The following is a 26018-nucleotide window of genomic DNA, read 5'->3' on the forward strand; positions in this document are numbered from 1 at the left end:
CCCCCTGCCTGGGCGGGTGGCTGACGGCCCGGACCGGGTTGCGCAGGCCCGGCGAGCCGCGTACGACAGGACCTAACGGTGGCCCGGGTGGTTCTCCCAGTCGTCCGGCTCGTGCTCGTCGTCGGGCCGCTCCGGGACGCGGCACGCCCGCTCCAGCCAGAGCGCGGCGGCCACCAGAGCGGTCGAGGCCAGCAGACCGGCAATGGCAGCCGGGCGGTCGTCGGCGGCCGCCCGCGTCGGTTGTACGAACAACCAGCCCGTCAGCCCCGCGTACCCTCCGGCGAAGATGGCACCGACCAGCGCGGACGCCTTGGCCAGTACGACGAACCGAGCCACCATCAACGGATTGACCGGGTCGCGGCCCGGTCGGCGGTCGATCCGACCCCGGGTGTTGATTGCGGCGTACGCCTCCAGCACAGCCAACCCGGCCAGCGTCACCACCGGCAGCCAGGGCAATGGTGGCAGCCGCTCGTAGTAGATGCCGCTGATCAACAGCCAGGCCACCGCGGCGGCGGCGAGGGCGGCCACCACCAGCGTCGAGATGCGGGTGGGTCCCATCCGCGACCCGTCGGGCGGCGGTGAAACGCTCATGCCGGCGCCCCGCTGCACGTCGCACCGCCAGGAGACACCGTCGCGCTGAGCCTGATGGTCCGCTCGGTGCGCTCGCTCATGCCGTCGACTCTAACGTCAGATCGGGTCGGGGGCTCAGTTCCGGCACCTCGACGGCGAGCGGGCCGGTGGTGAGCAGGTCGGTCAACGAACCATGCCCCGGCAGGTGACCGTAGGGCTGAATGTCGATCCACGGTCGCAGCACGAAGGCCCGCAGATGGGCCCGGGGATGCGGCAGGGTCAGCTCGGGGTCGTCACTGAACACCGGGTGGTCGTCGTCGGTCCACACCGCGACGATGTCGACGTCCAGCGTGCGGGGACCGAAGCGCCGCTCCGGGTCCCTGACCCGCCCGGCGGCGGCCTCCGCCGCCCGCGCCCGCGCCAACCAGTCGTATGGGCCGGCGTTCGGGTCCGCAGCCAGCAGCACGGCATTCAGGTACGCCGGCTGTTCGACGTCACCCCACGGCGGGGTCTCGTAGACCCCGGAGACCACCAGCACACTCTCGCCGAGGACGGTCAGGGCGGTGCGCAGGTGACCGAGCCGGTCACCGAGGTTGCTGCCGAGGGAGAGCACGGCGCGGGTCATCGGCTACGCGTCCGACGCATCGTCACGGCCACGTCGGTGAAGGCGTGCGGAACCGGCGCCTCGGGCTTGTGCACCGTGACCGTCACGCCGGACACCCGCGGATCCGCCAGGCAGACCTCGATCAGCCGATCGGCGAGAGTCTCGATCAGATTGACCGGCTCGCCGGTGATCACCTCGACCAGCCGCTCGGCCAGCTCGCCATAGTGCACGGTGTCCCGCACGTCGTCGGACCGCGCGGCCGGACCCAGGTCGAGTTCGAGCACCGCGTCGACGACGAACTCCTGACCGTTGGCGCGTTCGAAGTCGTACACCCCGTGCCGGCCGTGCGCCCGCAGGCCGGTCAGCTCGATCCGACCGGTCATCGTCGCCCCCGCCCGTCGACCGCGCTCCCGTCGACCGCGCTCCCGTCGGCGGCAGCCGACCAGGCGACCTCACCAACTGTCGACCCGCCACCGGGGATGATATCGGCGGCCAGCCGGGGACGGCCGGTGGCCTGCCAGACGGCGAGGGCGTCGACGGTGGCGCGTACGTCGTGCACGCGTACCCCCCAGGCGCCGGCAGCGACCGCGAGCAGGCTGGTGGCGACGGTGGCCGCCGTCCGCCCGTCGGTGGGCCGGGGCACGCCGTCGGAGTCGGCCAGCAGTTGTCCCAGGTACGACTTGCGGCTCGCGCCGAACAGCAGCGGGTAGCCGAGTTGGACAAGTTCGGGCAGCCGGGCGCTGAGCTGCCAGTTGTGGGCGGCGTTCTTGGCGAAGCCGAGGCCCGGATCGATGATGATGCGACCCGGGTCGACTCCGGCGGCGAGCGCCGCGTCCACCCGCTCACCGAGTTCGGCACGGACGTCGGCGACCACGTCGCCGTAGCTGGCCAACTCGCTCATCCGGCGGGAGTGGCCACGCCAGTGCATCAGCACCCAGGGGCAGCCGGCGTCGCCGACCACCCGGGCCATGTCGGCGTCGGCGAGCCCTCCCGAGACGTCGTTCACCACGACCGCGCCGGCGTGCAGCGCCGCCACGGCCACCCGGGCGCGGGTGGTGTCGATGCTGACCGGGACACCTGCCGAGGCGAGTTCCCGGATCACCGGTACCACGCGGGCGGTCTCGGTCTCCGCGTCGACCCGGTCGGCACCGGGGCGGGTCGACTCACCACCGACATCCACCAACCCCGCCCCTTCGGCTCGTAGCCGGACGCCGTGTGCGACAGCGGCCTCGACGTCGGCGTAGCGTCCGCCGTCGGAGAAAGAGTCGGGCGTGACGTTCAGGACGCCCATCACCACCGGGGCCGGGGCCCGCACCAGATCGGTCACGAGTAGGACGGTACCGGTCCCGTTGCACGTCGCAGACCGCCCCGTCGACACCCCTGACATGGCAATTGGAACAGGTGTACGATCGGTCGTCCGGGTCGCTTCGGGCAGCATCTTCGCGGCTTGTCGCAAAGGGGGGCGGCCCGTACGCTGTGGAATTGCCCAGCATCGAGATGGCGACGGTAGGAGGGAGGGCCGAAACGGGACAACCCGCCCAAAAATCGCCACCCTACGTGGCGGTTGTCGTACGCAGGGTCTCGTGCGCTGCGCACATTGAGCACCGATCCCGCCAGGCTTGCCTACTGCACCACCGCGGCGCCGCCGGCCGCGACTTGGGGAGGTTTCAGTGATCGCCATCGAGCTGATGGAAACGGCGTCCACAAGCGCCGCCCACCTGCTCTCCACCCTGGCGTCGTCGATTCCGTTCGCCGCCGAGGAACCGAAGGGGATCGACACCGAAGGCGTCGTCACCTTCTTCGCCAGCAAGATTGCTCCGATCCTGCTGGCCGTGCTGGGCGTCATCTTCATCGGCCGCGCCAGCCGGGGCGAGATCTCCAAGGTGCTGACCAGTTCGGCCATCGCGATCGTCGGGTTGGCCTTCATCGCCGGAGCCGCCACCCTCTTCTTCATCGGCGACTTCCTGATCAACCTGATCTTCGAATAGGCGCGGGCACGAGATGCGGCTGCGCACCGACGACGACATCTACCGGGCCCGCCTGGTCTATCTCGGCCCGCCCGGCTACACCCTTCCGGTCCACCTGCCGTACGCCCAGTACGGGCTGTTCATGCTGCTCGTCCCCCTCTACATGTTCATCCACTGGCTGTTCACGCTGCAGGTCGAGCTCTTTCCCGCCTGGGAGATCGCCCTCGCCATCGTGACCACCTCGTTCGTCTTCCGGTATGTCGACCCGGACCGTCCGGCGCGCATGGTGATCCGTACCGCGCTGACCGACTGGCGACGCACCCGGGAGCCGGCCGCCGAGCAGCGCGATCCGCGCCTGGTCGGCAGCAGGATCAGGATCCGGGAGGAACTGGCATGACCGGCTGCACGCCGTACGGGCCGAACGAGGACACGGGCAGGGCGATCGCATGAGCCGCTCCGCCACGCCGGGATCCCCGGCCGGACGTCCGGCCGCACCACACGGTAACCGTGCGCGTTCATTCGACTACCCTGAATCCGACGAGCGGGACGAGGCCACGTTGGACCCGGCGCTCGCCACCACCCCGGGTCACGGCAGCGTCGGCGTGTTCCAGGCACCTCGCCCGCCGCAGCGCCGGGCGGTTCCGGCCGACCCGGCCCCGGCCAGCCGGGACGGCGCAGACATCGACTCTCCGTTCCTCGATCTCTTCGGTGGCGCATACCCTCGCGGCGGTTCCGCCCAGCGGGGCAACGGGCTCCCCGCGCAGGCCCTGCCGCAGCAGCCGCACCCCACGCCACCACCCGCCGTCGGGCCCGCACCGGCCGCTCATCGGGCGGCTCCGCCACCGGCACCCCCGCGACCGCCCGGCCCCACGCCGGCCGCGCCACCTGTCCACCCATTCGACGACGCGGTGGCAGCCCCGAGCCTGCCGCCGGCCCCCTCCCGGGTGGCGCCCGCCCCCGCAGACCGGTTGCCGAGTGCCCGGCCACCCGCCGACGATCGTCCCGCCGGAGACGACCGACCGGTCCGGGAGGACCGCCGCGCCCGCGACAACAACGACCTGGCATCCGCCGACGCCGAAACCCGGACACCACGCCGGGTGGCACCCCCGGCCAACCGCCCGGCTCCCCGGCAGCGGTCCGTCGACCATCGGGACCGGTCGGTCAAGCCGGTCCGCGTCCGGCCACCGAAGATCAAGTTCGGCGATCGGGATCCGGCGGTCGAGCTGGCCATCACCGAGATCGCCGGTCACCTGACCTTCACCCCCAACACGGTCACCGCCTGGTACTGGCTGCCCGAGGTGCGCTGGGCCTTCCGCCCCGACGCCGAACGCGAGGCGTTGCTCGCGGCCATCTCCGAGCAGTACGCCGGCCTGGCCGGCTTCCGGCTGCACCTGCGCCGGACCACCCGGCCCTTCCCGGCCGACGAGTGGGCCCGCACCATCGACGCCAACACCGCCGCGCCGTTGCCCGACGTGGCCGGCACACCCGGCTGGGCCGAGCACCTGGTCGCCGCGCAACGGCACCTGCTCTCGGTCAATCACGCCGAGGGCCAGACCTACCTCGGCGTCACCTTCGCCCGCCGTTCCCTCGGTGACTCGCTCACCGAGCGACTGCTGCGCACCTTCGGCCGCGGCGTCGCCGATGGCGAGCGACGCAAGCTCGGCCGCACCGTTGAGCAGTTCGACGAGGTGCTCGGCGCCTTCGGGATGCGCGGACGACGGGTCACCGCGCACGAACTGGAATGGCTGCTCTACCGGTCGGTGGCGCTCTGCATGACACCCCCCGGCACGCTCTCGCCCATCACCGACGGACGTTGGGAACGCGGCGACCTGCTCGCCCTCACCGAGCAGGTCGAGCGCTACCGCACGCCGTACGGCTCCACTGTCAAGCTGGTCCACCGGATGACCGGCGAGGAACGACACGTGGCGGTGCTCGCCGTGGGTCGGATGGAGCCGCTCGAGATCCCCGAGCGACACGAGCCCTGGCTGCACTTCCACGAGCGACTTCCCTGGCCGATGGAGCTCTCCACCCGGGTCGACATCCTCGGTTCCGGCGACTCCTTCCGCAACCTGGAACACCGGCTCCGGATGATCCGGTCACAGCAGTTGGACTACGCCGAACACGGCATCGACGCCCCGCCCGAGCTGGAGCGACTCGCCAAGCGGGCCCTGGTCATCGGCGACGAGATGACCACCGGGCTGCCGGTCGACTCCGCCCGCGCCCACGGCTGGCACCGGATCGCGGTCGGCGGCCGTACCCGGGAGGAGTGCCTGGAACGGGCCCGACGGCTCATTCAGCTCTACTCCCGCGAGCTGCGCATCTCCCTGCAACACCCGAAGAACCAGGACTGGCTGGCCCGCGAGTTCATCCCCGGCGAGCCGATCGCCAACACCGGCTACGTACGCAGGATGCCCGTCAACCTGCTCGCGGCGGCGCTGCCGCAGGCCGCCTCCACGGTGGGTGACCGACGTGGCGACCTGATCGGGCGTACCGCCGGCACCTGCCGTCGGCCGGTCTTCCTCGACCTGCACTTTCCCATGGAGGTGCGGGAGCGATCCGGTCTGGCGGTCTTCGTAGCCGAACCGGGCGGTGGCAAGTCCACGCTGCTCGGCGCATTGGGTTACCTGGCCGCCCGCCGTGGCGTGCAGGTGACGCTGCTCGACCCCTCCGGCCCGCTGGCCCGGCTCTGTGCGATGCCGGAGCTTCGGCCGTACTCGCGGGTGCTGAACCTGACCGGCTCCGAACACGGCACGCTGGCACCGTACGCGCTGATCCCGACGCCCCTGCGCAGCGAGTTCGCCACCGGAGCCGCCGGCGACCGGGAGTTCGAGATCGCGGTTTCCAACGCGCGGGCCGAACGCCGGATGCTGGTCCAGGACATCTGCATGATGCTGGTGCCACCGCAGGTGGCCCGGGAGGCCTCCACCGCCACCCTGTTCCGGCACGCCGTACGCCAGGTCCCGGCAGAGGAAAGCTCCACGCTGGACGATGTGGTCACCTGTCTCGGCCAACTCGACGACGACGCCGGCCGGGAGCTGGCCAACCTGCTGCTGGACACCGCCGAGATGCCGCTGGCGATGCTCTTCTTCGGCCGCCCGCCGGAGGGTCTGCTCGGGCCGGACGCCGCACTCACCGTGATCACCATGGCTGGCCTGCGACTGCCCGACCTCAAGATCGAACGCGAGTACTGGTCGGCCGAGGAGGCGCTCGCGCTGCCGATGCTGCACACCGCGCATCGGCTGGCGGTCCGTCGGTGCTACGGCGGCTCGATGGCATCGCGGAAGCTGGTCGGCCTGGACGAGGCGCACTTCATGGAGGGATGGCGTTCCGGCCGGTCCTTCCTCGTCCGACTCGCCCGCGACTCCCGCAAGTGGAACCTCGCCGCACTGGTCGCCTCGCAGAACCCACGTGACATCCTCGGTCTAGACGTACAGAACCTCGTCTCCACCGTTTTCGTCGGCCGGATCGCCGAGGACGCCGAGATCGCCTCCGAGGCGCTGCGGCTGCTGCGCGTACCGGTCGACGACGGCTACGAGGCCACCCTCGCCTCTCTCTCCACCGCCGACGCGACCTCCGCCAGCCGGCTCGGTTTCCGGGAGTTCGTGATGCGCGACGTCGACGGCCGGGTCCAGAAGGTCCGGGTCGACGTCTCCTACGTGGATGGCCTACTGGACCACCTCGACACCACCCCCGCCGCCATCGCCGCCGCCGCAGGGGTGCTGCCGACCGTGCTGCCTGACCTGGAGGCGTGACATGGCGAGGGCCCGGGCACGGATCACGGCGCTCCTCCTGGCACTCGGCGTCCTCGCCGCAGCCACGATCGGCTGGCCCGGGCTCACAGCCACACCGGCGTACGCGGCTCCGGTGGCGTACCAGGCCGCCGCGGCCGAACTCTGCTCGACCGAGGAATGGCAGGTCGATTTCCGCGCCTGCGTCGCCAAACTTCAGCAGGTGGCGGAATCGGAGGCGACCTGCCTCAACCCTCCGACACCAACTGCCCCCGACTCCGGCATCGCCGGCTGGTTCGCCTCCCGTCCAGAGGCATCCAAGCTCCCCGGCCCGAAGGGTTACTACAGCGACTACGGCTACGCCGGTTACAGCTACAGCACCTACAAGATCGAATCCGGCTGCGCGACCACCCTGCTGCACCCGGACTACAAGTTCACAAACACCATCGCCAACGGCGAGTTCATGATGGCGACGGCGATCATCGGTGCCTCGAACGCCCTGCGCGAACGCGCCTGGGAGCCGGGCACCATGTGGGGCTGGGCCGACCCGCTGGTGGACCAGGCCACCAAGGCGATCTACCAGAAGGTGTTCAGCGTCTTCGGCATCGTCACCCTCTGCGCGGTCGGGCTCTACCTGCTTTGGCGCTCGCGCCAGTCCGACATGAGCAGCGCGATGACCACGGCGGGGTGGGCCCTGGTGGTGATGGTGGCGGTCACCGCGCTGGCCGCCTGGCCGGTCAAGTCCGCGAACCTCGCCGACGGCGCCCTCGTCTCCACGCTCGGCGTCGTGCACGACGCCGTCGGCCCGGCCGCCAAGGACGTGCCCCCGGACCGGTGTGCGATGCCGAACCCGGACGCCTGCACGGACAAGCGCCCTCCGGCGGTTCGGGCCAGCGACACGGCCGCCGAGGCGATGCTCTACCGCAACTGGCTGCGCGGCGTGCTCGGCTCGGCCGACAGCGAGACCGCGAAGAAGTACGGCGCCGCGCTCTACGACGCCAAGTCGCTCTCCTGGGAGGAAACGGAGAAGATCCGGGCCAATCCACAGACGCGCGAGGCCACCATCAACGCCAAGAAGCAACAGTGGATGACTGTCGCCGCGCAGATCGAGCGGGAGGATCCGGAGGCCTACGAGTACCTGCAAGGCGTCCGGGACATGGACCGGGTGGGTGCCGGGTTCATCGCGGTGCTCGCCGCCCTGCTTTTCGCGATGTTCGACCTGACCGCGTCGCTGCTGGTGCTGCTGGGCTTCCTGATCTTCCGGTGGGCGGTGATCGCGGCGCCGATCCTGGGCACCATCGGCCTGCTCCGTCCAGCCAGCGCTGGCCTGCGGCGGCTGGGTAACGCGGTGGTGGCGGCGCTGTTCAACATCGCGATCTTCGGCACCGGTGCCGCCATCTACCTCTTCGCGGTCGACCTCATCATGAGCACGGCGACCCTCCCCGGCTGGCTGCAGGTGGTGCTGGTCTGGCTCTGCGGGGTGGTCGGCTGGCTGCTGCTGCGCCCCTACCGCCGGATCACCCAGCTCGGCGGCAAGGACAACAGCGAGGCGGTCAGCTCGGCGGGCTCCTGGCACCGCAGATTCTTCCGGGACATGCGCACGGCGGCCCGGCTCGACATCGCCGAGCCCGGTGGCACCGCCGAGCCGACCGTCGGACGACGCCGGGCGATCGCACCGGAGCAGCCGAAGGTGCGTCCGGAGGCTCGTCCGGACCCGGTCCCCAGCGGACCACCCGCAGCCGCGAAGCGGCCGGACGACCGCGAAGCGCGCGGCGCCGACGATCAGCCCCGGGAGCGGCCTGCCAAGGGGGCGGCCGCGCCCAGGCCCCGTCGTCGACAGCCGGCCTCATGGACGGAACCGGACCTGCCGGACGAGAATCCCTCCTACGTCATCTACCGTCCCGGTTCGGCCGAACGGGCTCCCGAGAAGCCGGTACCGCGGGTCCGCTCCGAGGCGCGGTGACGGTCGTGCGCCGGGCGATCGAGTTCCTGTTCCTGCGGTTGCTACGGTCCCGGCTGGGTGTCGCACTCGGGATCGCCGTGCTGGTGCTCGGGGTGGTCGGTGCAGCCAGGTTGGTGGCGGGCCCGAGCGACCCGGCGGCCGGGCTCAGGAGTCGCCCGATCGACCCGATCACCACAGTGCACCCGACCACCGGGGACGATGGCGCGATCTCCACCACCACGACACCGTCCCCGGTCACCCGGCCCGGCCAGCCGACACCGGATCTGATCGCCGAACGCTTCGCCGCCGCCTGGCTCGGCCGCCCCGGCCAGACCGCCGAGGACTGGCACGACGCGCTACGCCCGCTCTCGACCGCCGGCCTCACCGAGAAGCTCTCCGGCGCCGACCCGGCCGAAGTGCCCGCCAGCGCGGTCACCGGCGAGGTGACCCTCCACCCACGCGGTGAGACCTTCGTGGAGGCGACGATCCCGCTCGACGGCGGGCAACTCCGGCTCGAACTGCTGGCGCCCGACGGGCGATGGTTGGTGGACGCAGTGGACTGGAGCAGGGATGAGTGAGCAGAGCCGCCCCCGTCGACCGGTCCGGACCGGTGCCCTCGCCGCCGCGCTCACTGCGGCGCTGGCACTGCTCTGCTGCACCGGTGGCGCCGGTGCCTTCTTCCTCACCGAGTTGGGTGGCGACTCCGCCGAGCAGTTTGCCCCGGCCAGCATGGACTGCACCGGCGACTTCGAGGTCGACGCCACCGGCACGATGCCGCGCTTCGCCGAGTACGGAGAACGCCAGCTGCGCAACGCCGCAGTGATCATCAAGGTAGGTCAGGAGATGAAGGTGCCGCCACGGGGGTGGGTGATCGCCGTGGCGACCGCCATGCAGGAGTCGCGGCTGCTGAACCTGGCGAACAGCACGGTCGGCGAGTCACAGGACATCCCGAACGAGGGGATCGGAGCCGACCACGACTCCGTCGGCCTCTTTCAGCAACGGGCCTCGTGGGGCACGGTCGCCCAGCGGATGAACCCCGAGTACGCGTCCCGCAAGTTCTACGAGAAGCTGGTCGACGTGGCCGACTGGGAGAAACTGCCGCTGACCGTGGCCGCGCAGCAGGTCCAGATCAGCGCCTTTCCGGACGCGTACGCCAAGCACGAGGAACTCGCTGCCCGCATCGTGGACGCGCTGGCCGGGGGTGCGGCGCGGACCGCGCTGATCGCCGGACAGGACGTATGTGACGCCGCCGCGGGCGGCGAGATCGCCGCCTCCGGTTGGACCGCACCGATTCCGGGCGGGGTCGGCTCCGGATTCCGGACCGCCAGTCGGCCCGGACACAACGGTGTGGACATCGCCGCGCCGAAGGGCACCTTGATCAGGGCCTCGGCGACCGGACGGGTGCTGGTGTCTCGCTGTGATCCCGACCGGAGAGGGCGACTAACGTGCAACGTGGATGGCTGGCCCGGTAAGGGAGGCTGCGGCTGGTTCGTCGACGTGCTGCACGCCCAGGGCTTCATCACCCGCTACTGTCATCTGGTGAGTCGTCCCCGGGTCGCCGCAGGCGACACGGTACAGGCCGGTGAGGTGATCGGCGAGGTGGGCAGCAGCGGCAACTCCTCCGGGCCGCACCTGCACTTCGAGGTGCACGTCGAAGGTGATCGCAGCAGCCGGGGCGCCATCGACCCGGTGCCGTTCATGCGGTCGAAGGGCGCGCCGTTGAAGGGCGCCGGGTGAACCACGGGCAATCATGACCGAACCGATTCCCGACCCGTTCGCCGACCAGCCCGACTGGGCTCCCCAGCCGCCGCGCCCGATCGAGATCCTTCCCGCTGCCGGAAGCGTCGAACTGCGCGGCCGGCGGGTGCTGGTCGGGCTCCCCGGTCTGGGATGGCGTGCCGACCTACGGGCCGACGATCGGGTGGTGCAGAACAGCCGCACCTACGTACCGGTCATCCCGGAGCACGAGTGGTATCGCGCCGAGGCGGACCAGGTCGAGGTGTTCGCCCCGCTGGTGCCGGTCGAACGGGTCTGGGTCGAGACGGTCGGCCGGGCGACCACGCCGACGACGGAGAGCGGCCTGCGCCTCGTCTCGCTGGACGCCCCGGCCCACCCAGCGCCGACGCCGGTCTTCGAGGCGGACGCGGTGACCGGGCGACGGGTCGTGCACATGGTCGGTTCGGTCGAGCACCGTGATCTGCGCGCCGTCACCGAGACCTACTCGGGTGCCGAGGGCGACATCTGCGTACGGGTGACACCCGAGGTGGAGTGGTACCGCTGGGCCTGGCGCGGTCAGGCCCCCACCACATTGGAGGTACCGGTACACATGCTGTGGGTGGAGTGAAGCTAGCCGGGCACGGCTGAGCAGACCCGCCAGTCCTCGCCCAACCGGGTGGTGAACGTCCAGGATTGCCGATCACTCTGTCGAATACCGTCGACCTGCGCCGAGATGGTCAGATCGACGCGCACCTCGGCCCTATCTCCATTTCGATCGACTTGGAGCATCCCCCAGACGACCGACATCGTCGTACTGAATCGCACCTCCCGAGCCGCCAGGTCCTCCCTGAGCCGATAAAGTTCATTCAACTCGGTACTGCTTTCGCAGGTGAAGAGCGATGCGCGCGCGTCATTGCGGTCGACCAGGTACGCACGCAGGTAGTTGTCCACCACCACATCCGGGGCGCTGCGGTCGAGGGTGGTGGCGCGGTCGTAGACGAAATAGCCGACGACTCCCCCGGTCAGGCAGAGCACCGCGACCACCCCAGCGACCACGGTCAGTACCGTACGCAGGCGCCGCCGGGGCTGGCGCGGGGCCGGCGCGACCGCAGGCGGTGCCAGTTCCTCCGGCGGTGTCCTCTGCGCCGGTACGCGGGAGACCTGGGAACCGGCGGGGGGCGGCACTGATTCCACCCCCTGAGGCTAGCGGCTGCCGGCCCAGGACCCAATGCCCCAGATTTGGCAGATCGTGACCGAACGCTGCCGATGGGTGAGATCCATGACAACACCGACGCAGCGCCGACGCACTTCCCGGAGGTGGAGCCATCGCTGGGATACCGTCGTTGCTGCCCGGCGAGTGGGTGCCGACCTCGGGCGGAGGGGGTGGACACGGTGGGCGGTCCGAAGGCACGGACGCTCCGCGCCGCCGCGCTGCACCGCCGGGCCGCCGCGACGGTCACGGCGGCGACGAACGTTCTCGACGAGACCCGTCCCGTCCCGGCCGACCAGCGCCGCCAGTACGCGCTGGCCGAGCGGCTGCGCCAGGCGGCCACCGTCCTCGCCCCTGGTTGGGCCGGGTCCACGCTGGACGCGGTCGAGCCGGCGCATCCCGCCGGGGAGGGACCGCCGTCGTTCGTCCGGGTGGGCACCGCCGCCCCGCTTGACGACGCACGTTTCCCGGCGCTGGTGCCGATGTTCGGCAGCGGCCACCTCGTGGTGGACGCCGACGCGCACGAGGCACGGGTCGCCGGGCTGCTGCGGGCCGTACTGCTGCGGATGCTGGCGGCTACACCGGCCGGCGCGCTGCTGGTACGGGCGGTGGACGCCACGGGTGTCACGCTGGCGCCGTTCGCGGCGCTCGGTGACGCCGGGGTGCTTGCCCCGCCGGCCACGGACGCCGACGGTCTTCAGGCCGTGCTGGCGGAGGCGGAGCGGTGGGTGGCGCCGGACGCCGCCGGTCCTCGCCGGCACGACCGTGCGCTGCTGCTGGTGCTGGCCGCGCTGCCCGAACCGTACCGGCCGGGCGATCTCGCGCGGATCGAGACGCTCGCCGAGCAGGGGCCGGAGGCCGGGCTGCACCTGGTGGTGGCGGGGTGGTCAACGACCCGGGCCGCACTGCCCAGGGCTACGCCGCTGGCCATGCGGACGGCCTACGCGTTGCTCGGTGATCCGCCGGGCGGGGCGTTCGCCGGTGGCGGCACCGACGGAGGGCTGAACTCGCCGGTCTTCGTCGACCCGGATCCGCCGGCCGAGTTGGTCGATACCGTGTGCCGCCGGATCGCGGCCCAGATCGAGGCCGGCAGCCGGCTCTCCCTGTCCCACCTGCTGCCGCCCGCCGACGAGCTGTGGCAGGCGGCCGGGACGGAGGGGCTCAGCAGCACCGTTGGCGATGCGGGTGGCCGACCGGTTTCCCTCGGCTTCACCGAGCTGACCCCGCACTGGCTGGTCAGCGGCCGGTCGCGGGGCTGCCGGTCCACCTTCTTGACCACGGCGCTGTTGGGGCTCGTCGCGCGGTACGGCCCGGACGAGTTGTCGCTGTACCTGGTGGACCTCGGTGACGGCGAGTCCTTTGCCGAGTTCCTGCAGACGGAGCGGGACCGATCGTGGGTCCCCCAGGTCCGGGCGGCCGCGATGGCCGCCGACCGGGAGTACGTACTGGATCTGGTGGACCAGTTGACCGCCGAGGTGCATCGACGCGCGGAGGCATCCGCGCGCGCGGGTGGGCAGCGCTTCGCCGAGTTGCGGAAGCATCGCCCGCTCCCCCGGGTGGTCTGTGTGCTGGAGAACCTGCCGCTGCTCTTCGCCGAACGGGATCGCCTCTCCGCCGAGGTGGCCGCGCGGTTGGACGCACTCGCCCGGACCGGGCGGGCGTACGGGGTTCATCTGGTGCTGGCTGGCGAGGGCGACCTGGGTCTGGGCACCCGATCGGACGGTGGGCAGCGGGACTCCCTGCTGGGCCAGTTCCCGGTGCGGGTGGCGCTGCCGGGCGGCGGGGCGGTGCTGGCACCCACCAACGACGCCGCAGCCGGCCTGCCGGTGGGCAGCGCGGTGGTCAACACCGCCGGTGGTCTCGGCGGTCCCCGCGGGGCGATCCGAGGTCATGAGCGGATGGTGCGGTTCCCCGACCCGGCTGACGAGCCGGAGACGGTGGCCGGGTTGCGCCACCGACTCTGGGCGGCCCGGCCGCCGAACGCGACGCCACCCGTCGTCTTCGCCGGGTACGCGCGGCCGGTGCTGAGCAACGATCCGCGTTATCGGGCAGCCGTCGCGGGGCAGTCGACGGCTCCGGCCGCCCTGCTCGGCCGGGCGGTGGATGTCGCGCGCAGCACCGCGGCGGTGCCGTTCGGACCGGCGGCTGGGCGCAACCTCGCGGTTCTCGGTCCGCGGCCGGCTGCGTGTCGTCTGTTGGCGACAGCCGCGCACAGCACGGCGGCCCACCATCCGGCGGGTACGGCGCGGTTCGTGGTCGCCGTACCGGACGCCGAGGCTGGGCACCTGGCCGATGCTCTGGTCGCGGAGTTGGCCGAACGCCACCAGGTCGACCGGGTCGACCTCACCGGCCTGGTCGCCGTGGCAGACGCCGGTGAGCCGGCGTACCTGATCGTCTTCGGGCTGGATGTGGCACCGCCCGAGCAACTGTCGGCGGCCAGACTGCGGGCCCTGCTGCGCGACGGGCCACCGGCGGGGCAGCACCTGCTCGGCTGGTGGCGTACGGTGCCGTCGTTCGCGACGCTTATGGAACCGGACGAGACCGTGGACAAGCTGACCGCCGTGGCGGTGGCGGGCGTGCCGGGGGCCCAGCTCACTCCGATCTTCGGCCGCCCGGTGGAGTGGCGACCTCGACCCGACCGGGTGGTGCTCTGGGACGGGCCGGCGGAGCGAGGCGTGGTGCTGGTTCCGTACGACGTGCCCGGCAGCGTGCAGGGGGAATCCAGATGACTCTCGATCAGGCGCCGGTCACCACCCCCGGGACGGTTCGGCAGCGCTCGGCCGGCGCACCGGGGGATTCGGTGCGGGCCGCCTGGTCCGACTATCTCGCCGCCGCCCGGCAGCTCGACGGGGTACGCCGTGGCGCGGCGACCGCCGCGGGCGAGCAGGCCCGCGCGGTCCAGGCCGCGCGGGAGGAGCTCGCCGCGGTACGCACCCGGCTGGCACCACAGGAGAGCCGACTACGTGAGCTGGGCGTACCCCCGATCTCGCTGGTGCCGACACCGCCAGAGCTCGCGGAGGCGACCCGGTCGATGAGCGGCGGCCCGGCGGCGGTGTTGACGGCGTTGCGGGATGCCCGACGGTGGGCTGTCGGAGCGGATGACACGCTCGCCGCCCGCGGCCTGTCCCAGGTCGCGCACTGGCCGTCGCGCGCCCGCAACCTCCTGGTGTACGGGCCGCTGGGGTTGCTCGTTCCGGTGCTTCTGGCGGTGGTGTATGCGCTGGCCGGCACCGGTGCGGTGACCGGGTTGGCGTTGCTGGTGGGGCTGCCGGCACCGGCGGTCGCGTTCGGCCTGGGGTGGTTCGCGGTGGGCCGTTGCTTCCCGCCCGGCCCGGGTGGGCGGGTGGATCGCACGCCCCGGTTCGGCGCGCTGGTCTGCCTGGTCCCGGCCGTGGTGGTCAATGCGGGAATCGTGCTGGCGATGCTGTCGTCCTGAACAACCGACAATCGGTCAGCGGGGGATGATCAGCGCCATCGCTTCGGCCCGGGACTTGGCGTCGTGTTGCAGGGTGCCCCGCACCGCAGACGTGATCGTCTTGGCACCGGATTTCTGGATGCCCCGCATCGCCATGCACATGTGTTCGCACTCGAGCACGACGACCACGCCGCGCGGAGCCAGCCGCGTCATCAGCAGGTCCGCGATCTGCGAGGTGAGCCGCTCCTGCACCTGGGGACGCCGGGCGAAGACCTCGACCAGCCGGGCCAGCTTGGACAACCCGGTGATCCGGCCGTCGGGACCGGGGATGTAGCCGATGTGGGCGCTGCCCCGGAAGGGCAGCAGGTGATGCTCGCAGAGGCTCATCACGTCGATGTCCCGGACCAGCACCAGTTCCTCGTGGTTGGCCTCGAAGGTGGTGGTGAGCACCGTGGCCGGGTCGACGCGCAGGCCGGCGAAGAGTTCTGCGTACGCCCGGGCGACCCGGGCCGGGGTCTGTTGGAGACCGTCGCGGTCGGGATCCTCCCCGACCGCGATGAGGATCTCGCGGACGGCCTTCTCGATCCGGCCGAGGTCCATGGTGTCCTCGACGGGACGACCGGTGAGCCGGCCGTTGATCAGCCGCGCGGCGATGTAGTCGAGGCGATCGGTGTCGGGTTCGGTGGCGGAGGCGGCCAGTCCCCGCTGCGGGGAACTGGCCGCCGTGTCGTCGGTGCTCAGTGCGAACCGTCCGAGGAGTTGTTGGAGCTGCCGCCACCGACGGTCGCCTCCGCGCCGTCGGCCTCCGCCTGCACCTTCAGCGCGTCCTTCTCCGCCGGGGTGAGTACGGGCGGCTCGGTGGAGGGCTGCCGCTTGCCGAAGCCGTTGTACGGGGCCATCGGCGGTCGCTTCACCACCCGGGCGCAGATCCGGGCCATGTCGGCGGTGGAGAGGGTCTCCTTCTCCATCAGCTCGAGCACGATGTTGTCCAACACGTCCCGGTACTCGACCAGGATCTCCCAGGCCTCGTCGTGGGCCAGTTCGATGAGTGCCCGCATCTCGCCGTCGATCTCGGCGGCGACCGCGTCGGAGTAGTCCCGCTCGTGGCCCATGTTGCGACCGAGGAACGGCTCGTCGCCGCTGGTGCCGTACTTGATGGCACCGAGCTTGGAACTCATCCCGTACTGCGTGATCATCGCGCGGGCCAGCTGGGTGGCCTTCTCGATGTCGTTGCCGGCACCGGTGGTGGGCTCGTGGAAGACGAGTTCCTCGGCGGCCCGGCCGCCCAGCGCGTACGCCAGGGTGTCGACCATCTCGGCGCGGGTCTGGGTGTACTTGTCCTCCGTGGGCAGCACCAGGGTGTGGCCCAGGGAACGGCCCCGGGACAGGATCGTCACCTTGTGCACCGGTGCGGCGTGCGGCAGCGCCCAGGCGACCAGTGCGTGCCCACCCTCGTGGTACGCGGTGATCTTCTTTTCCTGGTCACTCATCACCCGGGTACGACGCTGCGGGCCGGCGATCACGCGGTCGATCGACTCCTCGAGCGAGTCGTTGGAGATGGCCCGCTGGTCCTTCCGGGCGGTCAGCAGGGCCGCTTCGTTGATCACGTTGGCGAGGTCGGCGCCGCTGAAGCCCGGCGTCCGCTTGGCCACCGAGTCGAGGTCGACGTCGGGCGTGAACGGCTTGCCCTTGGCGTGCACCCGCAGGATGGCCTTGCGGCCCTCCATGTCGGGAGCGTCCACCGGGATCTGCCGGTCGAACCGGCCCGGACGCAGCAACGCCGGGTCGAGGATGTCCGGCCGGTTGGTGGCGGCGATCAGGATGACGCCGCCCTTGACGTCGAAGCCGTCCATCTCGACGAGGAGCTGGTTCAGGGTCTGCTCGCGCTCGTCGTGGCCGCCGCCCATGCCGGCGCCACGGTGCCGGCCGACGGCGTCGATCTCGTCGACGAAGACGATCGCGGGCGCGTTCGCCTTGGCCTGCTCGAACAGGTCACGGACCCGGCTGGCACCGACACCGACGAACATCTCGACGAAGTCGGAACCGGAGATCGAGTAGAACGGCACCCCGGCCTCGCCGGCCACCGCTCGGGCGAGCAGCGTCTTACCGGTGCCGGGCGGGCCGAAGAGCAGCACGCCCTTCGGGATCTTCGCACCGAGCGCCTGGTACTTCGCCGGGTTCTGCAGGAAGTCCTTGATCTCGTGCAGTTCCTCGACGGCCTCCTCGGAGCCCGCCACGTCGGCGAACGTCGTCTTCGGCGTGTCCTTGGTGATCATCTTCGCCTTGGACTTGCCGAAGTTGAGCACTCGGGAACCGCCGCCCTGCATCTGCGACATGAAGAACAGCAGCAGGAGCACGAGCAGCACGATGGGAAGCAGGTTGACCAGCAGGCTGACCCAGATGCTGTCGGACGACACCTCGGTGTCGGCCGGCCCGGTGACCCGGTTGTTGGCCTTGGCGTCGAGGACCTGGTTCCAGACCTCGTCGCCGACCTCATAGGGGAATTGGGCCTCGATCAGCTTGGTGGTGGTATCGCCGAACTCGGTCTCCTCGGCCAGCTCGAGCTGGATCGTCTGTTCCTTGTCCTGGAAGACGACCTTCTCGATGCCGCCCTTGTTGAGCTGGTCGAGCGCGACGGACGTGTCCACCCGGTGGTAACTGGGTCCACCGGTGAACAACTGACTGAGCACGACGGCGCCGAGGATGACCAGGATGACCCAGAACACCGGTCGGCGGAAGAAACGCGTACGTTCCATGCTGTTGTCGAGCGCCGAGACGCCCGCATCCTCCTGATCGACGTCCTGACCGACTGTGGGTGTCGCCGCCTGGGCGGCTGCCGGAGCCGCCGTGCGGGCCGGCCTCGACCCCGGGACGCGATTGCCGCGCCACGGTCATTCGACGGTACACCGTGCGAGACCGATATGAGCTGGCGAGCCCAGCACTTACGCGCACGGCGAACCGGATGTCAGCCGGCGTGGCCCGGAGTCGGATCCCCGGGTCACCGTGGTCAAAGGTAGTCCGATCAGCTGAAAGTCGGCTGAATGTCGGGCGGAAGCGCCCGCGGCGACAGTCGGGCCCGGCGGCGTGGCGGCCGGGGGCGTCGACGGTTCCGCGACGAGGGCTGACGGTCCGGCGGCACCCCGACGCGACGCCGCCGCACGGTCAGGAGCGGGCGTAGACCTCCGGCTTGAGCACCCCCACGTACGGCAGCTCCCGGTAGCGCTCACCGAAGTCGAGGCCGTACCCGACGACGAACTCGGTCGGAATGTCGAAGCCCACGTACCGGACCGGAACCGTCACCTTCACCGCGTCCGGCTTGCGGAACAGCGCGACCACCTCGACGCTCGCCGCCGACCGGGACTCCAGGTAGCGCAGCAGCCAGGACAGGGTCAGCCCGGAGTCGACGATGTCCTCCACGACGACGACGTGCCGACCGGCGATGTCCCGGTCGAGGTCCTTGAGGATGCGCACCACGCCGGAGGAGGTGGTGCCCTGCCCGTACGAGGAGATGGCCATGAAGTCCAGCTCGGCCGGGGGTCCGTGCCGGCCCAGCGCCCGGGCGAAGTCGGCCATGAACATGACCGCGCCCTTCAGTACGCAGACGAGCAACAGCCCGTCGGTGACGTGGGAGTAGTCCGCGGAGACCTGCTTGGCCAGCTCCGCGGTCTTCTCGCGGATCTGCGCCTCGGAAATGATCACGTGGTCGATGTCGGCGTCGTACCAGGAGCCGTCAGCCATGACCATAGCCTGCCGTACGCCCCGGGTTCACCGTCGGCGGGGCCGCCCGTTTCGAGGCAGCCCCGCCCAGTGATTTTTCGGATGAAGGGAACATTCGCCTCAGCAGTGGCGTGACTGCCACCTGCGGCCCCCGTCGGAGGGCTTCCAGTCCGCGGAGTCACGGCTGTCGGCGGTCAGCCCCAGGGCGGACAGCAGGGCGAGGGTCAGGAAGAACAACAGGAAGAACAGGAAACCCATGGCGGCGCTCGCTTTCTGGCGTCTGCGGTTGTCGTGTCGCCGCCGGTGCGCACCGGACATCTACCAGTCTGCGTACCCCGCCATTCCCCGGACAGTGGCAGGAATGCCACTCCTACTCGATTTCCTGCCACTCCTACGGTTACCCTCGTCACATGCTTCGTTCCGTGGCCGTACTCGTCCTGGACGGCGTCGCCCCGTTCGAACTCGGCGTGCTCGCCGAGGTGTTCGGCACCGACCGCACCGCCGACGGACTGCCCGGCTACCGCTTCGACGTGTGTGGACCCGGGCAGGCCCCGGTACGCACCTCCGCCGGCTTTCACCTGGTACCGAACGCCGACCTGGATCCGCTGGAGCAGGCGGACCTGGTGGCCGTCCCCGCCCACGACCCGACCACCACCGCACCGGCCGAGGTCCACGAGGCGCTGCGTCGCGCCGCCGACCGGGGCGCGTACCTGTTCAGCGTGTGTGCCGGCGCGTACCTGCTGGGCGAGGCGGGACTGCTCGACGGCCGGGAGTGCACCACCCACTGGCGGCACGTCGACGAGTTGCAGCGCCGTCACCCGAGCGCCCGGGTGCGCTGCAACTCGCTCTACGTGCAGGACGGTCGCCTGCTCACCAGCGCGGGCACCGCCGCCGGTATCGACGCCTGCCTGCACCTGGTGCGCCAGGCGCACGGCTCGGCCACCGCCACCCGGCTCGCCCGACGGATGGTGGTACCGCCACATCGCGACGGCGGACAGGCCCAGTACATCGAGGCGCCGATCGCGAAGGCACCCGAGGCGCCCACCCTGGAACCGGTACTGGAGTGGTTGATGGGCCATCTGGACCGGCAGACCAGCGTCGACGAGTTGGCCGCGCGGGCCGGGATGGCGCCACGGACCTTCGCTCGCCGGTTCCGGGCCGAGACGGGCACCACCCCGCACGACTGGCTGACCAACCAACGCGTCCTGCTGGCCCGCCGGCTGTTGGAGGACACCACGCTCACCGTGGAGGGGGTGGCCGAACGGGCCGGCTTCGGTGACGCCGCCGCCCTGCGGCACCACTTCACCCGCCGGGTCGGCGCCACGCCGCAGGCGTACCGCTCCACGTTCCGCGATCGTGCTCCGACCGGTTGACCGGTCACCGGCCGGTCGCGCAGCTGTCAGAAGCCGCCGGCACCGCCGTCTACCCGGGGCTCGGAACCGACGACGTATCCCCCGTCGTCGCGTCGCCAGATCGCCTGCCCGTAGCCGAAGACGGTGGGATCGGGCGCGACGGTCACCTGGTGCCCCCGGTCCCGCAGGTCGGCCAGCCGCGCGGCACCGCCGGGCCCGGCGATCAACTGCTCCTCGACCAGCAGCGAACGACCCGCGTGCCAGTACCAGCGAGGGGCATCCAGCGCCGCCTGCGGGTCGAGGCCCGCGTCCACGGTCCCCGAGACGAGCTGTACGTGGCCCTGCGGCTGCATGTGCCCACCCATCACCCCGAACGGCCCCACCGGCGACCCCTGCCGGGTCAGGAAACCGGGGATGATCGTGTGGTACGGCCGCTTCGCCGGGCCGACCACGTTGGGATGGTTTACGTCGAGCCGGAAACCGAGACCACGATTCTGCAGCGCGAACCCGTACCCGGGCAGCACCACGTGCGAGCCGAAGGCCAGGTAGGTGGACTGGATCAGGCTGACCATCATGCCGCTCTCGTCGGCCGTGCAGAGGTACACCGTTCCACCGCGTTCCGGCGCGTCGGTCACCGGGTCGGCCGCCGCGTCGGAGACCGTCGCGCGGCGCCGCGCCAGATGTTCCGGCGTGAGCAGTCCGGATGGGACCGGAGCAAGGTCGGGATCGGCGACATGGGTATGCGCGTCGGCGAAGCCGAGCTTGACCGCCTCGATCTGCCGGTGCAGCCACCGCGACTCGTCGGCCGGGTCGAATCCGTCCAGGATGCCCAGGGCGAGCAGCGCGGCCAGTCCCTGCCCGTTCGGCGGCAGTTCCCAGACCTCGTGGTCCCGGTAACGCATCGACACCGGGTCGACCCAGACGCTGGCGTGGGTCTCCAGGTCCGCCGCGGTGAGCAGCCCACCGGTACGGGCGGCATGGTCGATCAGGGTCGCCGCGATCCGCCCCCGGTAGAACTCCTCCGCCCGGCTGTCGGCGATCAGTCGAAGCGTCCGGGCCGCGTCCGGATTGCGCCACCGCTCGCCCGCCCGGGGAGCCCGCCCACCCGCTGCGAACACCCGCCCGAACTCCGCGTACTCGGGACCGGTCAGGCCGGCGTGCCCGACGACCGCGCGGGACCAGGCCGCCGCTGTCGTGGTGGAGACGGGGTGTCCCTGCTCGGCGTAACCGATGGCGTCGGCGAAGAGGTCCGCGAAGGGCAGCGATCCGAACCGCTCGTGCAGGTCGCGCCAGCCCGCCGGCACGCCCGGTACGGTCACCGGCAACCAGCCCCGGGCCGGCATCGCCGGGCCGACCGCCTGTGCGCCGCCCAACGCGTCGGCGGGTTCGACGCCTCGACCGCCGGTCGCCGCGAGTACCAGGTCCCGGGTCAGCCGGGCGGGCGACCGGCCGGAGGCGTTCAAGCCGTGCAGCCGGCGGCCGTCCCAGACGATTGCGAAAAGGTCACCGCCGATGTCGTTCGAGGGAGGTTGCACGACGGCGAGCGTGCTGGCGGTGGCCAGCGCGGCGTCCACGGCGTTGCCACCGCGACGCAGCACCGCCAGGCCGGCGGCCATGGCCAACGGGTGGCTGGTGGCCACGGCGCCACGCGGCGCGTACAGCGGTTGCCGGGGATGGGTCACCCTTCGACCACCGCATCGTCGGGCGCTGACTCCACCGCCTCGGACACCGGTGCCGGGTCGGCCGGCGAAGCCGGTGACGACTCCGACACCAGCCGATCGTCGCGGCGGAGCACCCGAAGCCCGCCCGGCAGGTAACTGGCTCGCTGGCCGCGCCACGCCGTGACCAACGCGTCGAGCGCGGCGACGTGGCGGTGCGACAGTGCGGCCGGCGGGGCGCCCAGCTCGTGGGCCCAGGCGCGCAGCACCCGACCGCGCACGGCGGGCGCCAGCTCCGCCAGGATCCGGGTGGCCAGGCCACCGGCGGGATGCCGGGCCCGGCTCAGCGCCTCGACAGCGAGCTCGTCGAGGACCGCGTTGTCGGCAGCCACCAGCGCGGCGGTACGGGCGAGGTTGTCCAGCACGCCCGGTCCGAGCGCCCGGATCAGCACGGGCAGCACGTCGGCCCGGACCCGGGAACGGGCGTAGGCCGGGTCGCTGTTGTGCGGGTCGTCCCACGGCACCAGCCCGAGGGCCACGCAGGCGGCACGGGTCTCCGCCCGCCCGATCTCCAACAGCGGCCGTACGAGTGGGGTGCCGGCCAGGTCCCGGCGGGCCGGCATGCCGGCGAGTCCACGGGGGCCGGCACCCCGGGCCAGCGCGAGCAGGACCGTCTCCGCCTGGTCGTCCCGGGTGTGGCCGGTGAGCAGTGCTGAAGCGCGGTACCCACTGGCGACCTCGGCCAGCGCCTGGTAGCGGGCGTCCCGGGCCGCCGCCTCCGGGCCACCGGGCCGGCCGGCAACCTCGACCCGGACCACCTCCACCGGAGCCAGGCCGGCCTCGGTCGCCCAGCGCGCCACCGCCTCGGCCCGGTGCCGCGACCCGGCCTGCAACCCGTGGTCCACGGTGACCAGCCCGGCGGCGCGGCCCGCCCGGGGTGCCACGAACGCGGTGGCCGCGGCCAGGGCCAGCGAGTCGGCGCCGCCCGAGCAGGCGACCAGCACCGGACCGTCCGTCGGCAGGTCGGCCAGGGCGCGACGGACCGCGATCCGGATCGCGGCCACCGGCGGTGCGAGTGGGGCCATCGGTGCGGCGACGCGCTCAGCCGGCGGTCGGTACCGGGCCGACCGGTCCGTGCACCCGCGCCACCCAGGCGTCCGGTTCGCTCAGCTCGGACAGTCGGGGCAGGGTGAGCGGCGACTCGAAGACCCGGTTGAAGCCGGCCATGCCGACCCGGTCCACCACGGCGTGCACGAACTTGCGGCCCTCGGCGTACTGCCGCATCTTGACGTCGATGCCGATCAGCCGCCGGATCGCCTTCTCCACCGGGTTGCCGGCCTCGCGCCGTCGGTTGAAGGCGGACCGGATCCGCTCCACACTCGGGATCACCTGCGGCCCGACGCCGTCCATCACGAACTCGGCGTGCCCCTCCAGCAGGGTCATCAGGGCGGTCAGTCGGTCCAGCACGGCCCGCTGACCGGGCGTCTGCACGATGTCCAGCACGCTGGACCGGCTCTGCGGGTCGCGGACGGCGTCAGCGAGGGTGCTCACCCCCCGACGCAGCCGCTCCAGCAGGTGCTCGCCACCCTGGGCGGCATCGACGAACGCCTGCACCTCACCGAGGAAATAGGCCCGCATCCAGGGCACCGAGGTGAACTGCGTCCGGTGGGTCACCTCGTGCAGGCAGACCCAGAGCCGGAAGTCGCGTGGATCCGCGCCCAGCTTGCGCTCGACCTCGACGATGTTCGGCGCGACCAGCAGCAGTTGCCCCGGATTGGCGGAGAAGACCTCGTACTGCCCGAGGACCCGGCCGGAAAGGTAGGCCAGCACGGTGCCGGCCTGCACCCCGGTCACCCGGGAACCGATCGCCTCGGTGAGCGCACCGGGCTGCTTGTCCTGAGCGAGTCGGCCGACCAGCGGGGTGATCACCTCGCGGAGGCCGGCGATGTTCGTCGCCGCCCAGTCCCGCCGATCGACCACGCGCACCGGCGGATGGGTCACCTGCGAGGTCAGCCCGGTGTAGTCGGCGACGTGCCCGGCTGCCTCTTCGGTCAACCGGCGCAGCTCGGAAACCACCTCGGTGGCCTCGGCGTACGTCACCCGGGGGCCCGACTTGCCCAGGGCCCCCGCCGTCGCGGTAGCCAGATCCCAGTCCACGAACTGCGCCATGCAACCCACCGTACCCGCGCCGCGACACCCACCCGGCCGGCTGGTCCGGCGGCCGTCGTTCTCAGCGGCAGCCGCAGCCGGCCAGGGCGGCGGCGATCCTGTCCAGCGCAGCGCGCGCCGGCTCCATCCCGTCCGGCCGGACGTCGTCGGTGAGCACCGCGAAGGTGAGCAGGCGCCCCTCGGCGGTGGTGACCACTCCCGCGATGGCGTGCACCCGGGTCAGGGTGCCGGTCTTGGCCCGGACCACACCGGCACCGGCGGCGGTGCCGGGTGTCGCGCCGTATCGATCGCGCAGCGTGCCGGACCAGCCCGCGACCGGCAGACCGCCGAAGATGCCGGCAAGCTCGGGCCGGTCCGGGCTGGCCGCGAGCGCCAGCAGCTCGGTCAGCAGGGCCGGGCTGATCAGGTTGTTCCGGGACAGTCCGCTGCCGTCCGCCAGGTCGAGCCCTGCCACCGGCAGGCCCATCTCGGAGACCACCTCGGCCATCGCCGACGCGGCACCGGCAAAGGAGGCCGGCCGGTCGCGGGCCAGGGCGACCTGGCGGGCCAGCGCCTCGGCGACGATGTTGTCGCTATCGCTGATCATGATGTCGACCAGCCGGAGCAGCGGCGGCGAGTGCACCGCGCCGAGTTCGGCACCGGGTCCACCGCCACCGACCGGTTCCGAAGCGGTCGTCCCGGTCGGCGCTGGCGGGGCGGTGCCCTTGCGTACGGTGCCGACCGGCACCCCGAGCAGTTTGGCGAAGGCACGGCCGGCGGCCAGGTCCGGTTCGGCAACGCGTTCGGCCCAGCCCGGGCCGGCCTTCGGATTCGTGCGTGCTCCGTCGAGCATCAGTGCGGTGATCGCCCCGCCGTAGCCGCCGGTGGGAATGTCGTCGTCCCAGCCGGGTTCGTACACGGGGCCGGAGTAGCGCGAGGAGTCGACGACGACCCTGGTGGGTGCGACCCCGCCCAGCGCCTTGCGGACCTGATCGGCGAGGTCGGTGAGGTTGGCCGCGCCCGGGTAGAAGCCCTTCGGGCCGGCTGCCAGCGTCGGATCCCCGCCACCGACCAGAATCACCTCGCCGGGTTGTGCACCAGCCACCGCCCGGGTCGGGATCCGGTGGCCGGGGCCCCGGGCGGTCAACACCGTCACGGCGGTGACCAGCTTGGTCACCGAGGCCGGCACGGTCCCCTCCCCACCACCGCGATCGAAGAGCATCTCCCCGGTCAGCGCGTCGGCCACCGCCACGTTGACCCGGCCGCCCAGCGCGGTGTCGTCGATAAGCGGTTCGAGGGTGGTCCGGAGCCCGTCCGTGCTGGGCGGCGGCGCGCCGCTGTCGGCAGCCACCAGCACCGGGACCGGCGCGGACTCCACCGTCCCGGTTGCCGCCGGTGTCGCGGGTGCGTCGCCCAGCCAGCGGCCCACCGGCCCGGGCCGGACCACGACCAGACCCACCGCGACAAGCACGAGCACCAGCACGGCAGCGAGCACCAGCGGCAGCCGCCGCCGCGGCGCCGGCCCGACCGGGGGCGGCACCGCACCGGCCGGCGGATCACCCGGCGTGCCGGCCGCCGGCACTACCGGCGCCGGGCGCACCGGCACGGTTGCCGATCCGGTCGGCGGCTTGGCGGGGCTCGTGGGGACGGCGGCACCGGAACCGTTGGCCGGACTCGTCGGGGCGGCCGGGCTCGTCGGGACGGCAGCGCCAGGCGCGGCGGCCCGTCCGGACGCGGTCCCCGGGGGCGGTGTCGCCGGCGGTTGCGCGCCCGAGGGCGGATGCGCCTCGGGCCGGTTCACGGACGTCGGTGTGACGGGCGGCGTCGGAGGTTGTGGCCGGAGGACCTGCGCGTCCGGCACGGGCACCCGTCCGGCGGCCGGCTTGACCGGCGGTTGGTTCGCACCGCCCTCGGCGGCACCGCCGGGACGGTAGTGTGAATCTTCCCTCCCCACGACCCCCTCCTCCCCCACCGGGAACCGGCCTGGGTGA

Annotated in this window: 22 protein-coding genes and 1 pseudogene; 10 read left to right on the forward strand and 13 right to left on the reverse strand. The window is 71.9% G+C overall.

Going from position 1 to position 26018, the window contains the following annotated elements:
* Positions 1-72: 72 nt before the first annotated feature.
* The 4 genes from ACN26Z_RS29300 to folP form a co-directional block, all read right to left on the reverse strand.
* On the reverse strand, positions 73-558 hold the full coding sequence (locus ACN26Z_RS29300; RefSeq protein WP_210939234.1) for a DUF3180 domain-containing protein: 486 nt from the start codon (positions 556-558) through the stop codon (positions 73-75).
* A gap of 109 nt (positions 559-667) precedes the next feature.
* A complete protein-coding gene (gene folK / locus ACN26Z_RS29305; protein ID WP_421464374.1) occupies positions 668-1195 on the reverse strand; it encodes a 2-amino-4-hydroxy-6-hydroxymethyldihydropteridine diphosphokinase in 528 nt (175 codons plus the stop codon).
* The gene (gene folB / locus ACN26Z_RS29310; protein ID WP_421464376.1) at positions 1192-1557 is read right to left on the reverse strand and encodes a dihydroneopterin aldolase; all 366 of its coding nucleotides are present in this window, start codon (positions 1555-1557) and stop codon (positions 1192-1194) included. Before folB ends, folK begins: the two co-directional genes overlap by 4 nt.
* A complete protein-coding gene (gene folP, locus ACN26Z_RS29315) occupies positions 1554-2501 on the reverse strand; it encodes a dihydropteroate synthase (RefSeq protein WP_421464378.1) in 948 nt (315 codons plus the stop codon). The genes folB and folP overlap by 4 nt, the downstream gene beginning before the upstream one ends.
* A 343-nt stretch (positions 2502-2844) precedes the next feature.
* Here folP and ACN26Z_RS29320 point away from each other — a divergent pair, with 343 nt between their 5' ends.
* The 7 genes from ACN26Z_RS29320 to ACN26Z_RS29350 are packed head-to-tail and all read left to right on the forward strand — an operon-like array spanning position 2845 to position 11155.
* Positions 2845-3162 carry a hypothetical protein gene (locus ACN26Z_RS29320; RefSeq protein WP_093409864.1) on the forward strand — a complete coding sequence of 106 codons (318 nt, stop codon included), beginning with the start codon at positions 2845-2847 and terminating at the stop codon, positions 3160-3162.
* 13 nt (positions 3163-3175) lie between these two features.
* On the forward strand, positions 3176-3538 hold the full coding sequence (locus ACN26Z_RS29325; RefSeq protein ID WP_093409867.1) for a hypothetical protein: 363 nt from the start codon (positions 3176-3178) through the stop codon (positions 3536-3538).
* A 49-nt stretch (positions 3539-3587) separates the two neighbouring features.
* Positions 3588-6893 carry an ATP-binding protein gene (locus tag ACN26Z_RS29330; protein ID WP_421464381.1) on the forward strand — a complete coding sequence of 1102 codons (3306 nt, stop codon included), beginning with the start codon at positions 3588-3590 and terminating at the stop codon, positions 6891-6893.
* Between the two features lies 1 nt (position 6894).
* Positions 6895-8832: an MFS transporter gene (locus ACN26Z_RS29335; protein ID WP_421464383.1), complete on the forward strand. Its 1938-nt coding sequence runs from the start codon at positions 6895-6897 to the stop codon at positions 8830-8832.
* On the forward strand, positions 8829-9389 hold the full coding sequence (locus ACN26Z_RS29340; protein ID WP_421464385.1) for a hypothetical protein: 561 nt from the start codon (positions 8829-8831) through the stop codon (positions 9387-9389). The genes ACN26Z_RS29335 and ACN26Z_RS29340 overlap by 4 nt, the downstream gene beginning before the upstream one ends.
* Positions 9382-10548: a M23 family metallopeptidase gene (locus ACN26Z_RS29345; protein ID WP_093409878.1), complete on the forward strand. Its 1167-nt coding sequence runs from the start codon at positions 9382-9384 to the stop codon at positions 10546-10548. The genes ACN26Z_RS29340 and ACN26Z_RS29345 overlap by 8 nt, the downstream gene beginning before the upstream one ends.
* Before the next feature lie 13 nt (positions 10549-10561).
* Complete coding sequence (locus tag ACN26Z_RS29350) at positions 10562-11155, forward strand: hypothetical protein (protein WP_421464387.1); 594 nt, start codon at positions 10562-10564, stop codon at positions 11153-11155.
* 2 nt (positions 11156-11157) lie between these two features.
* Here ACN26Z_RS29350 and ACN26Z_RS29355 read toward each other — a convergent pair whose 3' ends face one another.
* Positions 11158-11712: a hypothetical protein gene (locus ACN26Z_RS29355; protein WP_421464389.1), complete on the reverse strand. Its 555-nt coding sequence runs from the start codon at positions 11710-11712 to the stop codon at positions 11158-11160.
* A gap of 198 nt (positions 11713-11910) precedes the next feature.
* Here ACN26Z_RS29355 and ACN26Z_RS29360 point away from each other — a divergent pair, with 198 nt between their 5' ends.
* Both ACN26Z_RS29360 and ACN26Z_RS29365 read left to right on the forward strand, forming a co-directional pair.
* Positions 11911-14466 carry an FtsK/SpoIIIE domain-containing protein gene (locus ACN26Z_RS29360; protein WP_421464391.1) on the forward strand — a complete coding sequence of 852 codons (2556 nt, stop codon included), beginning with the start codon at positions 11911-11913 and terminating at the stop codon, positions 14464-14466.
* Complete coding sequence (locus ACN26Z_RS29365; protein WP_421464393.1) at positions 14463-15173, forward strand: hypothetical protein; 711 nt, start codon at positions 14463-14465, stop codon at positions 15171-15173. Before ACN26Z_RS29360 ends, ACN26Z_RS29365 begins: the two co-directional genes overlap by 4 nt.
* 15 nt (positions 15174-15188) lie before the next feature.
* On the opposite strand, the gene folE is transcribed toward ACN26Z_RS29365, so the two are convergent.
* The 4 genes from folE to ACN26Z_RS29385 form a co-directional block, all read right to left on the reverse strand.
* Positions 15189-15851: a GTP cyclohydrolase I FolE gene (gene folE / locus ACN26Z_RS29370; RefSeq protein ID WP_282240666.1), complete on the reverse strand. Its 663-nt coding sequence runs from the start codon at positions 15849-15851 to the stop codon at positions 15189-15191.
* A gap of 38 nt (positions 15852-15889) precedes the next feature.
* Positions 15890-17908: an ATP-dependent zinc metalloprotease FtsH gene (gene ftsH, locus ACN26Z_RS29375; protein WP_093409891.1), complete on the reverse strand. Its 2019-nt coding sequence runs from the start codon at positions 17906-17908 to the stop codon at positions 15890-15892.
* Positions 17909-18314: 406 nt separating this feature from the next.
* Complete coding sequence (gene hpt, locus ACN26Z_RS29380; RefSeq protein WP_093410109.1) at positions 18315-18890, reverse strand: hypoxanthine phosphoribosyltransferase; 576 nt, start codon at positions 18888-18890, stop codon at positions 18315-18317.
* 99 nt (positions 18891-18989) lie between these two features.
* Entirely contained in the window at positions 18990-19187 is a 198-nt protein-coding gene (locus tag ACN26Z_RS29385) for a hypothetical protein (protein ID WP_421464749.1), read from the reverse strand.
* A gap of 92 nt (positions 19188-19279) precedes the next feature.
* Here ACN26Z_RS29385 and ACN26Z_RS29390 point away from each other — a divergent pair, with 92 nt between their 5' ends.
* Positions 19280-20242, forward strand: a complete 963-nt coding sequence (locus tag ACN26Z_RS29390) for a GlxA family transcriptional regulator (protein WP_421464396.1) — start codon at positions 19280-19282, stop codon at positions 20240-20242.
* 26 nt (positions 20243-20268) lie between these two features.
* Here ACN26Z_RS29390 and ACN26Z_RS29395 read toward each other — a convergent pair whose 3' ends face one another.
* The 4 genes and pseudogenes from ACN26Z_RS29395 to dacB form a co-directional block, all read right to left on the reverse strand.
* On the reverse strand, positions 20269-21903 hold the full coding sequence (locus tag ACN26Z_RS29395; protein ID WP_421464398.1) for a gamma-glutamyltransferase family protein: 1635 nt from the start codon (positions 21901-21903) through the stop codon (positions 20269-20271).
* Positions 21904-21971: 68 nt separating this feature from the next.
* A pseudogene (gene tilS, locus ACN26Z_RS29400) lies at positions 21972-22964 on the reverse strand (tRNA lysidine(34) synthetase TilS); the annotation flags it as partial.
* A 16-nt stretch (positions 22965-22980) separates the two neighbouring features.
* Complete coding sequence (locus ACN26Z_RS29405) at positions 22981-24048, reverse strand: zinc-dependent metalloprotease (RefSeq protein WP_282236588.1); 1068 nt, start codon at positions 24046-24048, stop codon at positions 22981-22983.
* 61 nt (positions 24049-24109) lie between these two features.
* Positions 24110-25633 (reverse strand): D-alanyl-D-alanine carboxypeptidase/D-alanyl-D-alanine endopeptidase, encoded by a 1524-nt coding sequence (gene dacB / locus ACN26Z_RS29410; RefSeq protein ID WP_421464400.1) that lies wholly within the window; start codon positions 25631-25633, stop codon positions 24110-24112.
* Between the last annotated feature and the right edge of the window lie 385 nt (positions 25634-26018).

This window comes from Verrucosispora sp. WMMD703 (assembly GCF_049178935.1).
In the GTDB taxonomy this organism is placed as follows: Bacteria; Actinomycetota; Actinomycetes; order Mycobacteriales; family Micromonosporaceae; genus Micromonospora; species Micromonospora sediminimaris.